We start from the raw sequence: 11,689 nt of genomic DNA, 5'->3' as shown, positions 1-11,689 counted from the left end.
ATGCTCTGCTAATCCGATGTGACAGGCCTCAACTGGGGCGAAGTACGGCCGAGCCCGCCGGGCCGTAGGCGGCCAGGTAGCGCCGCACCAGCGCCTCGCCGACCGGGTCCGAGCCGTTCGCGGCGGGCGGGTCGATCTCGCGGCCGAGCCAGGAGGACAGCAGCGCGTTGCGCACGCCCGCCTTCGTCCGCCACAGCCCGCGCGGCGGCAGCTGCACCATCGGGATGAGGGCGGCGACCAGCATCTCGCCCAGCACGCGCGGTCCCGGCGCCGGCCAGCGCTCGGCGACCGCCCGCCCGATCTCACCCATCGTGCGGGGCTCCCCGTCGGCCATCACCGCCCGGCCCGCCGCCAGGAGCTCGTCGAGGTCCACCCCGTCGAGCTCGCGGCGGTAGGTGCCGAGCATCCGCTGGCGCAGCATGGCGTCGTGGCGGGCGCGCCAGGCCAGCGCGTCCTCCGCGGTGAGGAGGTGAACGGTGCGGCGCATGAGAATGGTCCGCACCAGGTGACGCCCGGTCAGCAGGTCCGAGAGCACCGCCGGTTCGAACGCGCGCAGCCGCGACCAGAGCCCCACGAACGGCTCCTGCGGTTCCTGCGCCTGCAGGCCGCACAGGTGCGCGACGGCGTCCCGCACCGGTAAGTCGGCGCGGTCGAGCAGTAGCTGCCGCGCCAGCGTCGCGCGGTTGAGTGTCCGGGTGTCGAGCACAGTCATGCGATCATCCTGCCGCAGCGCGTTCTGTGATGATCAGTACTGGGCCGCGACGTCGATGACCCAGGTCACGCCGAACCGGTCCGTCAGCATCCCGTACAGCGGGGCCCACTGCGCGGGCCCCAGAGGCTGCAGCACGGTCGCCCCGTCGGACAGCTTCTCCCAGTACGCGGTGATCTCCTCGGCCGTCTCGCCGCGCACCGAGACGAAGAACGCGTTCTCCCCCCGGCTGTACGGCAGGCGCGAGGGCACGTCGTAGGCCATGACCTCGAATCCGCCGGCGGCGCTCACCTGGCCCCACATGACCTGGTCGGCCTCGGACGGCTCCTGGACGTTGCCGGCGTCCTTGTAGGTGACCACGGCCAGGTCCCCGCCGAACACGGACCGGTAGAACGCGAGCGCCGCCCGGGCGTCTCCGCGGAAGTTCAGATGGGTCACGGTGTTCACGGACATGATGTGCTCCTTGGTCGGTCGTCTTCCCGGTCGCCGACCACACTTCCAGGGGTAGCGGTCAGGTTGTGGCCTCTTCTCCGGGCGATACTGGACGGGTGCAGAAAACCTCGGCTCGGCTGCTGTCGTTGCTCTCGCTGCTCCAGGCGCCCCGGGACTGGCCGGGAGCGTTGCTGGCCGAGCGCCTCGGCATCAGCCCGCGCACCGTGCGCCGCGATGTCGACCGGCTGCGTGAGCTCGGCTATCCGATCGCGGCCACCAAGGGTCCCGACGGCGGCTACCGGCTCGACGCCGGTACGCGGCTGCCGCCGCTGCTGTTCGACGACGAGCAGGCGGTCGCCCTGGCCATCGCGCTTCAGGCCGCCACCACGACCGGCGCCGGCATCGAGGAGGCCGCGGCGCGTGCGCTGACCACCGTCCGGCAGGTCATGCCCGCACGGCTGCGCCACCGCATCGACGCCCTCCAGATCACCGCCGTCGAGCGATACGCGCCGGATCCCCAGGTCGACAGCGGGGTGCTGGTGTCCGTCGGCTCCGCCGTACGTGCCCGGGAGGTGCTGCGGTTCGACTACGCCACGCCAGGAGGCGACGACGGCGGCCCGCCGCGCCGCGTGGAGCCCCACCACCTCGTCACCTGGGGCGGCCGCTGGTATCTCGTGGCATGGGATCTCGACCGGGAGGACTGGCGGACCTTCCGGGCCGACCGGATCACGCCGCGCGTCCCCACGGGGCCCCGTTTCGCGCCGCGCGAGCTGCCCGGGGGAGGGGTGGCCGCCTTCGTGGCCGATCGGTTCCGGGGCTCCGGCGGCTCCGGCGACTGGCCCTGCCGCGGCGAGGTCATTCTCGGCCTGCCGGCCGCCGCCGTGTCCCCCTACGTCCACGACGGGGTCGTCGAGGAGCTCGGCCCGGACCGGTGCCGGCTCATCCTGGGCTCCTGGTCCTGGGTCGGGCTGGCCGCGAGCGTCGGCAGGTTCGACGCCGACATCGAGGTCGTCGGCCCCGCCGCGCTCAAGGACGCCTTCGCGCACCTGGCCCGCCGCTACGCCGACGCCTCCTCGTCCCAGGTGGGGTCGGCGGGTGACACGATTCGCCATCCGGATGCGTGATCGGGCCATGGCCGGGGCCGGGCCGCGATGGCGATGATGGGGCGATGACGAACCCCGACCTGAAGGCCCCGTACGAGCGCGACGGCTACCTCGTCCTCGACCGCGCCCTCGACCCCGGCGAGGTGGGCGAGCTGCTCGAAGAGGCCGTCCGCATCTGCCGGGGCGAGCTCGGCGACATCAGCGGCGCGCTCCCCGCCGGGGACGCCGACGGCGACGACGACGTGCTGCGCAGGTTCCTGTGCGTCCACTACCCGCACAAGCTGTCCGGCCTGATGCTCGACACGATGCGCCATCCGGCGATCGTCTCGGCGCTGACCTCGCTGATCGGCCCGAACGTCAAGGCGATGCAGTCGATGTTGTTCATCAAGTCCGAGGGTGAGCCGGGGCAGGCCTGGCACCAGGACGAGCTGTTCATCCCGACCCGCGACCGTTCGCTCGCGGCGGCCTGGATCGCGCTCGACGACGCCACCGTGGAGAACGGGTGCCTCTGGGTGCTGCCGGGGTCGCACCGGCGCGGCGTGCTCTACCCGAACCGCGAGCACGACGACCCCCGCTACGACTGCACGGTGGAGTCCTACGGCTTCCCGTTCGACGACTCCGACGCGGTGCCCGTCGAGGTCGCGGCGGGGACCGTGGTGGTGTTCAACGGTTACCTGTTGCACAAGTCGCTGCCCAACTCCCGACGGCGGGGCTACCGGCGGGCGCTGGTCAACCACTACATGAGCGCCGAATCCCTGCTGCCCTGGGCCGTCCCGGCGGAGGGGACGGGCATGGCGCAGGCGGACTTCCGGGACGTCGTCCTCGTCGCCGGCACCGACCCGTACGCCTACAAAGGGCTCCAGGACGTGCGCCGGCCGCGGATCCGCCCGAATCGCGACGGCGGCTGTGACAGATGACGATCTCCGTCGATCTGGTGGCCCGGCTCGAGCCGAGTGTCGCGGACTATCCGCCCGGCTCGACGTTCGGCCCGCGGGAGGCCAGGTCGTACCAGTTCGTCTGGCTGCTGCGCGGCAGCGCCACCTGGCTGTGGGACGACGTGGCGCTGTCGCTGACCCCGGGAAAGCTGCTGCTCATCCGGCCGGGTATGCGTGACGCGTTCCGCTGGGATCCCCGCACCCCGACCCGGCACGCGTACGTGCATTTCACGCTCACGGGTCAGGTGCCGGCCGACTGGCCGCTGGTGCGGGACCTGACCGGGCGGCACGACCCGATGGGCGCTCTGTGCCAGTATCTGCTCTGGCTGGGCGCCGAGTGCCCGCCGCGGTGGCGGGTCCAGGCCTGTGAGACGCTGCGCCTGCTGGTGCTGACGTTCCTGGCCGATCCGGCGCCGGCGCAGCGCCCGCCGTCGGTCCTGCCGTCACCGGTGATCGCGATGCTGCGCGCGGTGCGCGAGCACTGGTCCGACGGGGTGGCCAGGCCGGTCCCGATGCGGGAGCTCGCCTCGGCCGCCCGGGTCTCGCCGAGCACGCTGTGCCGTGCGTTCCGCCGCACGTTCGGGGTCGGTCCGGTCGCCGCCCTCGAACTCCTCCGCCTGACCAGGGCCGAACCGCTGCTGTGGCAGAGCAACCTGTCCATGCGGGCGATCGCCGCGCAGTGCGGCTTCGCGGACGCGTACCACTTCTCCCGCCGCTTCCACGCGATCTACGGGATGGCGCCGACCACGTTCCGCCGCACCGCACCGGAGGCCGCCCCGCCGTCACCGGCCGAGTCCTACGGCCTCACGGTGCTGCAACCGCTCGTCCAAGCCCCCTGACCCTGCACTCTCTCACCGGCGCCCGTACGCCTGCGACAACGCCAGCAGGACGGCGAGGCCCGCGACCACGGAGACGCAGTGCTCGGCCACGGCCACCCCGCGAAGTTCGACCGGCTGGTACGTTCCGGCCACCATCCACGCCAGCCGCCACGCTCCCCATGAGAACAACGACCCGGAGGCGATGAACCCCACGGCCATGGGCAGCCACACCGGCGTCCGCCCGCTGCCCCACGGGCCGAGCGCCCACAGGCTCCACCCGGCGCCCGCCGCGCACAACGCGCTGTTGGCCATGAGGAGCCTGCCCTGGGTGTCGCACACCGTGAGCAGCCCGTAGGTGCTGCCCGCGGCCCAGGAGATCCATGCCGCGGTGAGCACCCCGAGCAGCGGCAACACCCAAAGAAAGCGGCCGTCCGCTCGTTCCCGGCCCACCCGCCCGGTGAAGGCGCGGGGCCAGCGTTCACGCAGGAAGAGCGGCAGGCCCACGACCAGCGCCACCGCCATGCCCGCGAACCCCACGCCGATGAGCGCGCTCTCCCAGGCCGGCGTGGTGGTCGCCGGCTCGGGCGCGCTCGGCACCACCAGGCCGGCGACGATCATGTACGGGATCATGGACACCAGGAAGCCGCCGGCGACCCACCCGAGCGGCAGCGCCAGCCAGTCCGGCAGCCGCGTCCCCCACGACTGGGCCAGCGCCAGGCCCAGCGCGACGCCGGCCAGCGCCATCACCACCGTGATCGCGTTGAGCAGCACCCACTGGGCCGTGCCCTGCCACACCTCGGCGGCGATCCAGACCAGCTTGACCAGCAGGTAGAGGGACATCGCCGCCGCCGCGCCGAACCCGGCGACGCGGCGCACCAGCACGAGCGTACGAACCTCGATGTGTACACGCATGGCAGGAGCCTCGCGGCCGGAGGGGGTGCCCGGGCACCCCCGTAAGAGGCAGGCCCCTCCCCAGTGCGGGGGAGGCGGGCTTCACGGCTACTAGGGTGGATCACATGATCGACTCGACATCGGCCTGGCGGGCACTGCTGTACGACGGCCGCGACGGGGACGGATGGATCCCCGTCACCGACGGTGAGTCCGGCGCCGGTGTCTTCCGCTCCGAGGACGGCACCCGATACGCCAAGTGCGTCCCCGCCGGTTCCGTGACCTCGCTGGAGGAGGAGCGGGACCGCGTCGATTGGCTGGGCACGCAGGACGTTCCGGGCCCGCGCGTCCTCGACTGGCGCGTCACGGCCGACGGCGCCCGCCTGGTGACCAGCGCCGTCGCGGGCGTCCCCGCCGATCGGGTCGCGGCCGCGGAGCTGCGGGCGGCGTGGGAGAAGATCGCGGATGCCGTACGCCGCCTGCACGACCTGCCCGCTCGCGGGTGCCCGTTCGCGCGGGATCTCACATGGATGTTCGCCACGGCCCGCGACGTCGTCGCGCGGGGCGCGGTCAACCCCGCGTTCCTCCCGGAAGAACAGCAGGACACGCCCGCCGGCGAACTGCTCGCCCGCCTCGAACCCCAGCTGGAGCACCGCCTCGCGCAGGAGGCCGCCGAGACGGTCGTCTGCCACGGCGACCTGTGCCTGCCCAACATCATCCTCGACCCGGAGACCCTGGACGTGGCGGGCTTCATCGACCTCGGCCGCCTCGGACGGGCCGACCCGTACGCCGACATCGCGCTCCTGCTCGCCAACGCGCGGGAGACGTGGCCCGACGAGCGGCAGGCGAGCCTGGCGGACGAGAGGTTCGCCGAGCGGTACGGCATCGTCCTCGACCGTGACCGCGAGCGGTTCTACCTCCACCTCGACCCGCTCACCTGGGGTTAGCGCCGGTGGAAATCTACAATGTAAAGGGCGCTGGCAGGGGCAAACCCCGTACAGAGCAACACAAAAGCACGAGCTCCGCGACGGGTCTCAGGATTGGCCGCAGGTCGCGGGGCAGAATGTGACCTCGGGGTAGCGCGAGGACGGCTTGTCCAGGAGGGGCTGCCGCTGCGATCTCAGGTGCTGGTCGAGGAAGGCCGCCACGTACGTGCGGGTGAGCTCGGCGGCGCGCGCCGCGGGCAGGATGCCGTAGACGGGTTTGATGCCGAGGGCGCCTGACAGGAGCGGGAGGTCGGTGAAGGACTGGTGGTCCGCGCCCGACAGCACGATCCAGCGCTTCCAGCCGGTGAGCAGTTTCCAGTCGCGGTCCCACGAGTTGTCCCTGCCACCGGGGATGTGCTGCGGTGAGCCGATGAACATGAAGGGCCGGGTGAATCCGGTTTTGGGGATCCGGGCGTAGGTGGTGCCGTCCATGTCGATCCCGGCGCGTATCCGGGGGTCCTTCACCATGGTCGCCATGGCGCCGGCGCCGCCGATGGACTGGCCGACCATGGCGATGTGGGAGCGGTCGATGCGGTTGGCGCCGTTCCAGGCCGAGGGCAGTTGGTCGAGCACGAACGAGACGTCGGCGGCCCGGCCCGCGACCACGCCGGTGCCGAAGCCGGGGTCGGCGTCGCTGTCGCAGGCGAGGCATTCGGCGACGCGCCCGTCGGCGAGGGTGGTGGCGTAGCTCTCGTAGGTGTGGTCGATGCCCGCGACGACGTAGCCGCGGCTGGCCAGGTCCTCGGCCAGGGCGGTGAGGGTGCTCATCGGTTTGGTGAAGCCGGGGGAGAGCACCACGAGTGGAAGCTTGTGGCCTGTGGGTTCGGCGTCTTTGGTGGCGTTCGTTCGGGTCTTGCTCAGGGTGTCGTCCGGGACGCCCGCGATCCTGCCTCCCTTCAGGGTGAGCTCGGATTCCTTGGGGGTCATGTACGGGGCTCGCTGCCCGTCGCGCTGCTTGGTCGGGTACCAGAGGGTGACCTTGAGCTGTCTGGTTTTGGCGTCGAGGTCCCAGGGGTCGGGGCGGGAGGTGTCGTTGAGGTACAGGGCGGTGGTGCCGACGGGGTGGGGGCCGGTGGGGGCGGGCAGGGTGGCGGGGCCGGTGGGTGTGGCCGAGGGGGCGGCGGAGCGGGGCGGGGTGGGTGCTGAGCAGGCGGACGCGGCGAGGACGGCCAGTCCGGCGGCGGCTGCCAGGAGGTGTCTCATCGGAGAGGTCCGTTCACTTGTGCAGCAAGGTCAGGGCCTTGGCCAGGGCGGGGTCGCGTCCGGCGGCGGCGTCCTTGGGGGTGAGGGGTACGTGGTGGTCGGGGGGTACGCCGATCCGGTCGATCACCTCGTGGTCGGGCCCCAGGTGGTGTCGGGTGGGGAAGTTCAGTGTGGTGTTGTTGGCGAGGAGGTACGGCTGTGCCGGGCCGGAGATGACGCCGGCGGTTCTGGTGCCGATCAGCTTGCCGACGCGCAGGTCTTTGACGGCGGAGCTGAAGTGTTCGCAGGCCGAGGCGCAGCTGCGGTCGATGAGCACCATCAGCGGCAGGTTGACCAGTGGGACGGTGTCGTCGGTCCGCAGGGTCTCGCATTTGCCGTCGACGGTGCACAGGTGGGCGGTGGCCTTGCCGTGGGCGAACGCGCTCTCCAGCCGGATCGCCTCCTGGGGGCTGCCGCCGCCGTTGCCGCGCAGGTCCAGGACGACGCCGGTGAGGGTGCGGCCGGTGCGTAGTCTGGTGATCGCCTTGAGGACTCTGTCGGCGGAGTCGGGGGCGAATCCGCGCATTCGTACGTAGGCGACGTCGTTGTCCAGCAGTTTCGACTGGACTACTTGCAGGGTGGTCAGGTCGCGCTGGTAGAGGCCGGGTTTGAGGGTGGCGTTCCAGTGGCGGCCGGTGCTCTGCCGCAGGAGCCGTAGCCGGACCGGGCGCGCCTGCGGGTATCGGGGGTAGAGGGCGGCGATGGCGGGGGTGGGCTTGCCGTCGATGAAGGGCGCTGATCCGTTGATGGATTCGATGATGTCGCCGGGTCGTAGTCCGGCGGTCTGTGCCGCGCCGCCCTGGACGGTGGTGATGAACAGCGGGGGGAGGGCGACGCCGGGGTTGCCCTGCACCTGGGGGCCGTTGACGTTCGCTTCGAGGCCCAGGCCGTAGCCGTCGCCGTCGTGGTAGTCGGGGGGTCGCTTGATGTCGTGGGCCCAGGCGGCGTGGTTGTCGCCGAGGGCGGCCACGAGGGCTTCGAGGGTGGTGACGGCCAGTTTGTCGCGCAGGTCGGGGACCTGGTCGGTGGTCTTGCGGTAGGCGGTCTCGAAGGCGGTCCAGTCGGTTTTCCGGTCGCCGGTCAGCGCCGGCATGGTGGCTTCGGGCAGGTCGCGTCCGTTGCGGTTGAGCTCCTGGGTCAGGGCGGCGAATGCGCTGGTCAGGAGTGAGCGGGCGTCCAGGGTGGCGCCGCTGTAGTAGTTGCCGAGGATGCAGAAGTACGCCTGCTCGATGACGTCGATGGTGGTGGCCGTCTCCGCCGCGGTCGGTCCCTGGGGGCGCGCGCAGGCCGTATCGGCTGCGGCGCTCGCCTCGCTGCGCGGCGGCGTCGGCGCCGTGCAGGCCGCGGCGAGGAGGAGGGCGAGTCCGGCCGTCATGGTCCTGATGGCGGTCATGACAGGCGCCTGCGGATCCACCAGAAGGAGAGCCAGGTGAGGCCGAGGGTGAGCAGGGCGTAGATCCCGGTCTCGATCCACTGGAAGGGCCAGAAGCGCTCAAGGGGCTGGTAGGTCGCCTTCTGCCGGTAGCCGAGCCGGTTGATCTCCGCCGGGCACGCGCCCGTCGCTGTCGACGGCGACGGTGCGCAGGGTCCCGACGTCGTCGAGATCTGGACGATCCCGACTCCGGGCTCGGGGCCGGCGGTCGGACGTCCGGACGGATCGACGAGATCGCTGGACAGGACCCAGGCGCCCGCGTGGCCGGGAACAGCCGCGTTCAGGCGAATCTCCACGCGTCCGCCTTGGTCGCGGTTGATGCCGATGCCGTCCACGTTCGTCTCGCTGAGCTCGAAGGTCGCGGTGACGGGGGTCATCAGGTGGGGCCGGACCAGCAGGGGCATGGCGAGCTGGATCGCGGCGAAGACGGCCAGCGTGAGGGCCATGGCGGGCAGTGTGCGGCGTACCAGCATGCCCACGGTCACGCCCAGGACGAAGGCGAACGCCGCGTACCCCATCGGGGCGATGCCGCGCGCGCCGAACACCAGGGGAGCCATCAGGGCCAGGTCGCCCGGGGCCGACTTGTCCAGGGGGTCGGACCACCAGGTCACCGCGAGGCCGCACAGGCAGGCGGCGGCCATGGCGACCAGGCCGGTGAGTCCGAGCTTGACCGCCAGCCAGCGGCCGCGGGCGATGGTCTGGTTCCACACCAGCAGGTGCGTGCCGGCCTCCAGCTCGCGGGTGATCAACGGTGCTCCCCAGAAGAGCCCGACGACGGCGGGCAGGAGCAGCACGATGAGGCTGACGGCCATGAAGGGCGTGTCGTACGCGCCGAAGAACCGGTCGTAGAAGCGGCCGCAGGTGTCGTCCTGGGTGCAGGCGGCGATGCCGGTGGTGTAGTCCGAGGCCAGGTCCGGGCCGGTCAGGGCCAGGACGGTGGCGAGGATGACGAGCAGGGCGGCCAGCATCGCGGCCGAGCCGCGCAGTTGGCGCCAGGTCAGCCAGATCATCGCTGGACCTCCAGGGCGACGCGCTTGTTCTCGGCGGTGCGTTTGTCCATGTAGGCCAGGACGAGGTCTTCGAGGCTGAGCCGGCTGACCGTCCAGGCGGGGTCGTGGATCGGGGCGTCGGTGCGGATGATGAACGTGCTCTGCCGTTCGGTGTGGCGTGCGGAGATCACGTGCTGGTCGGCGGGCAGCCGGTCGGGGTCGCGGCGGGGGCCGGTGAGGCGGTGATGGGTGGCCAGCAGTTCGTCGACCTCTCCGGCGATCTGGACGCGGGAGTCGACGAGCACGACGAGGAAGTCGCAGACGCGTTCCAGGTCGGAGACCAGGTGGGAGGAGAGTACGACGCTGAACTCGTGCTCGACGGTGGCCTCCATCAGTCCCTGCAGGAACTCGCGGCGGGCCAGCGGGTCGAGGGAGGCGACCGGTTCGTCCAGGATCAGCAGTTCGGGCCGTTTGGCCAGGCCCAGGGTGAGGGCGAGCTGGGCGCGCTGGCCGCCGGACAGTTTGCCCGCCCGGTGTCCGGGGACGAGTCCGAGTTGCGCGATGCGTTCCCGTGCCATGGTGTCGTCCCAGCGGGGGTTGAGCCGGGCTCCGAGCCGTAGGTGTTCGGCGACGGTCAGGTCTGCGTAGACGGGGGTGTCCTGGGCGACGAACCCGATCCTGGCCAGCTGGGCGGGCGTGGCCGCGGGCCGGCCGCCGAGCACGGTGATGCCGCCCGCCGAGGGTTGGAGCTGGCCGCTGGCGAGCTTGAGGAGCGTGGTCTTGCCGGCTCCGTTGGGTCCCACGAGCCCGACGACGTGGCCTGCCGGGATGTCGATGGTGCACTCGCGCAGTGCCCAGCGTCTGCCGTATTTCCTGCCCAGTGCCTGGGCCTGCAGGACAGCGTTCACGCTATGTCCTCCTGAGCGAAGGTCCGAAAGGTGGTCATGAAGAGGGCCTCGATGCTTTCGTCGTCGAGGCCGGCTCGGCGGGCCTTGGCGAGCCAGCGCTGCAGTTCCATCCGCAGCGGGCCGTGCGCGGCCAGGGAGGTGTCGGCGAGCGTCGCCGTCACGAACGTCCCCACCCCTGGCCGGGCGGCCACCAGGCCCTCGTGCTCGAGTTCGCGGTAGGCCTTGAGGACGGTGTTGGCGTTGATCGCCAGTTGCGCCACGACCTCCTTGACGGTCGGCAGCTGGTCGCCTTCGCGGAGGAGGCCGAGCCGCAGCGCGTGCCGTACTTGCTGGACCATCTGCAGGTACGGCGAGACACCCGACCTGCCGTCCAGATGGAACTCGATCACCGATTTCTCCATTTATCTAGCTTGCTAGCACTTTAGGAGTCTAGATGTTAGAGGATCATAAGGATCGGTGTCAGCAGGCCGTCCAGTTCGGCCACGACGGTGGTGGGCTCCAGTGCCGGGGGGAAGGCCGGCCCACCTGGCAGAAGCCCGTGACCGGCATGAAGCGCCGGGACCCCGGCGCGCTCCGCGAGAACTCGCGGTTCAGGTGGACCACGCCGGTGCCCGCGACCCCCGTCAGCCCGCCGACCACGCTGGTCATCACCTCCACCGTGCGGCAACTGCAGCGCCACAAGTGCATCCGCTGGACCGGCCCGGCGATCGGCGAAGGGCTGCGCATCGACCGGGGCGTCCATGTGTGGACGTTCGCGCAGGTCAAGGGCGGTGTCCTCGTTACGGGCCGAGGAGACCCATGCCGGGGACCAGATCGGCCCGCACCGGCGGCCGCCGCTGACGCAGGGCGGCCCGGAGCCCCGCGGCTCCGGGCCGGCGCCGCTCACCGCGGCTGGTGATCGGCGGCTACGCGCAGGCGTGCCAGAAGAAGTAGCCCGTGGTGGCGTTGCCCTCAATGGGCTTCAGGTAGTCGCAGCCGTGGACTTCGTAGTACCGGTGCTGATTGAGGCATCGCACCCGTCCCTCGGAGCCGTCGCCGCACTCGTATTTCCTCCAGTTGATGGACGCCGGCGCCGGGTCGGCCGGTGCGGCGGCTTGGGCCGGTGCCACGCTGAGCAGCGCCGTCGCGACCCCGCGAGCGCCCACCGCGGAAGAGCGCAAATCGGAAATCAACACTCTTACGAGAATTGCTGTTTTGTTTTTTAATAGGGCTATTTTAAATGCAATAGCCCCCTACTGTAATTACAA

The 11,689-nt window shown here is 71.2% G+C and carries 13 protein-coding genes and 1 pseudogene; 5 read left to right on the top strand and 9 right to left on the bottom strand.

All coding sequences use genetic code 11. The features are described from left to right. Positions 1–37 precede the first annotated feature (37 nt). Both ACWDX9_RS51970 and ACWDX9_RS51965 read right to left on the bottom strand, forming a co-directional pair. Positions 38–712 (bottom strand): annotated as a pseudogene (locus ACWDX9_RS51970) (DNA glycosylase AlkZ-like family protein); the annotation flags it as partial. Positions 713–745: 33 nt separating this feature from the next. After that, positions 746–1,162, bottom strand: coding sequence for a VOC family protein (locus tag ACWDX9_RS51965; protein WP_449969212.1), 417 nt, complete (start codon positions 1,160–1,162; stop codon positions 746–748). Between the two features lie 95 nt (positions 1,163–1,257). Here ACWDX9_RS51965 and ACWDX9_RS51960 point away from each other — a divergent pair, with 95 nt between their 5' ends. The 3 genes from ACWDX9_RS51960 to ACWDX9_RS51950 are packed head-to-tail and all read left to right on the top strand — an operon-like array spanning position 1,258 to position 4,018. After that, positions 1,258–2,265 (top strand): helix-turn-helix transcriptional regulator, encoded by a 1,008-nt coding sequence (locus tag ACWDX9_RS51960; RefSeq protein ID WP_449969209.1) that lies wholly within the window; start codon positions 1,258–1,260, stop codon positions 2,263–2,265. Positions 2,266–2,309: 44 nt separating this feature from the next. Beyond that, complete coding sequence (locus ACWDX9_RS51955) at positions 2,310–3,161, top strand: phytanoyl-CoA dioxygenase family protein (RefSeq protein ID WP_449969208.1); 852 nt, start codon at positions 2,310–2,312, stop codon at positions 3,159–3,161. Beyond that, on the top strand, positions 3,158–4,018 hold the full coding sequence (locus ACWDX9_RS51950) for a helix-turn-helix domain-containing protein (RefSeq protein WP_449969207.1): 861 nt from the start codon (positions 3,158–3,160) through the stop codon (positions 4,016–4,018). Before ACWDX9_RS51955 ends, ACWDX9_RS51950 begins: the two co-directional genes overlap by 4 nt. Before the next feature lie 12 nt (positions 4,019–4,030). Here ACWDX9_RS51950 and ACWDX9_RS51945 read toward each other — a convergent pair whose 3' ends face one another. After that, entirely contained in the window at positions 4,031–4,909 is an 879-nt protein-coding gene (locus ACWDX9_RS51945; protein ID WP_449969204.1) for a hypothetical protein, read from the bottom strand. Between the two features lie 104 nt (positions 4,910–5,013). On the opposite strand from ACWDX9_RS51945, the gene ACWDX9_RS51940 reads away from it, so the two are divergent. Beyond that, entirely contained in the window at positions 5,014–5,832 is an 819-nt protein-coding gene (locus tag ACWDX9_RS51940) for an APH(3'') family aminoglycoside O-phosphotransferase (RefSeq protein ID WP_449969201.1), read from the top strand. 87 nt (positions 5,833–5,919) lie between these two features. Here the strand turns inward: ACWDX9_RS51940 and ACWDX9_RS51935 are convergent, their stop codons facing one another. From ACWDX9_RS51935 to ACWDX9_RS51915, 5 genes are read right to left on the bottom strand one after another with little or no spacing between them, the layout of a single operon-like run. After that, complete coding sequence (locus ACWDX9_RS51935; RefSeq protein WP_449969200.1) at positions 5,920–7,074, bottom strand: alpha/beta hydrolase family protein; 1,155 nt, start codon at positions 7,072–7,074, stop codon at positions 5,920–5,922. A gap of 13 nt (positions 7,075–7,087) precedes the next feature. Further along, entirely contained in the window at positions 7,088–8,506 is a 1,419-nt protein-coding gene (locus ACWDX9_RS51930) for a S41 family peptidase (RefSeq protein WP_449969198.1), read from the bottom strand. Then, positions 8,503–9,555, bottom strand: coding sequence for an ABC transporter permease (locus tag ACWDX9_RS51925; RefSeq protein ID WP_449969195.1), 1,053 nt, complete (start codon positions 9,553–9,555; stop codon positions 8,503–8,505). The genes ACWDX9_RS51930 and ACWDX9_RS51925 overlap by 4 nt, the downstream gene beginning before the upstream one ends. Then, positions 9,552–10,442: an ABC transporter ATP-binding protein gene (locus tag ACWDX9_RS51920; RefSeq protein ID WP_449969193.1), complete on the bottom strand. Its 891-nt coding sequence runs from the start codon at positions 10,440–10,442 to the stop codon at positions 9,552–9,554. Before ACWDX9_RS51920 ends, ACWDX9_RS51925 begins: the two co-directional genes overlap by 4 nt. Then, a complete protein-coding gene (locus ACWDX9_RS51915) occupies positions 10,439–10,831 on the bottom strand; it encodes a GntR family transcriptional regulator (protein ID WP_350730930.1) in 393 nt (130 codons plus the stop codon). Before ACWDX9_RS51915 ends, ACWDX9_RS51920 begins: the two co-directional genes overlap by 4 nt. A 44-nt stretch (positions 10,832–10,875) precedes the next feature. Between ACWDX9_RS51915 and ACWDX9_RS51910 the strand changes: the two genes are divergently transcribed. Then, positions 10,876–11,340 carry a hypothetical protein gene (locus ACWDX9_RS51910; protein ID WP_449969191.1) on the top strand — a complete coding sequence of 155 codons (465 nt, stop codon included), beginning with the start codon at positions 10,876–10,878 and terminating at the stop codon, positions 11,338–11,340. Between the two features lie 7 nt (positions 11,341–11,347). On the opposite strand, the gene ACWDX9_RS51905 is transcribed toward ACWDX9_RS51910, so the two are convergent. Next, complete coding sequence (locus ACWDX9_RS51905) at positions 11,348–11,587, bottom strand: hypothetical protein (RefSeq protein WP_449969189.1); 240 nt, start codon at positions 11,585–11,587, stop codon at positions 11,348–11,350. Positions 11,588–11,689: the final 102 nt, after the last annotated feature.

It is taken from the genome of Nonomuraea sp. NPDC003201 (assembly GCF_053590415.1).
The sequence above is the reverse complement of the archived record's forward strand: the minus strand, read 5'-3'. Positions and strand labels throughout refer to the sequence as shown.

Excerpts from the sequence above, each read along its gene's own strand:
- ACWDX9_RS51965 (WP_449969212.1), bottom strand. The coding sequence starts at position 1,162 with ATGTCCGTGAACACCGTGACCCATCTGAACTTCCGCGGAGACGCCCGG.
- ACWDX9_RS51955 (WP_449969208.1), top strand. The coding sequence starts at position 2,310 with ATGACGAACCCCGACCTGAAGGCCCCGTACGAGCGCGACGGCTACCTC.
- ACWDX9_RS51950 (WP_449969207.1), top strand. The coding sequence starts at position 3,158 with ATGACGATCTCCGTCGATCTGGTGGCCCGGCTCGAGCCGAGTGTCGCG.
- ACWDX9_RS51945 (WP_449969204.1), bottom strand. The coding sequence starts at position 4,909 with ATGCGTGTACACATCGAGGTTCGTACGCTCGTGCTGGTGCGCCGCGTC.
- ACWDX9_RS51940 (WP_449969201.1), top strand. The coding sequence starts at position 5,014 with ATGATCGACTCGACATCGGCCTGGCGGGCACTGCTGTACGACGGCCGC.
- ACWDX9_RS51935 (WP_449969200.1), bottom strand. The coding sequence starts at position 7,074 with ATGAGACACCTCCTGGCAGCCGCCGCCGGACTGGCCGTCCTCGCCGCG.
- ACWDX9_RS51930 (WP_449969198.1), bottom strand. The coding sequence starts at position 8,506 with ATGACCGCCATCAGGACCATGACGGCCGGACTCGCCCTCCTCCTCGCC.
- ACWDX9_RS51925 (WP_449969195.1), bottom strand. The coding sequence starts at position 9,555 with ATGATCTGGCTGACCTGGCGCCAACTGCGCGGCTCGGCCGCGATGCTG.
- ACWDX9_RS51910 (WP_449969191.1), top strand. The coding sequence starts at position 10,876 with ATGTTAGAGGATCATAAGGATCGGTGTCAGCAGGCCGTCCAGTTCGGC.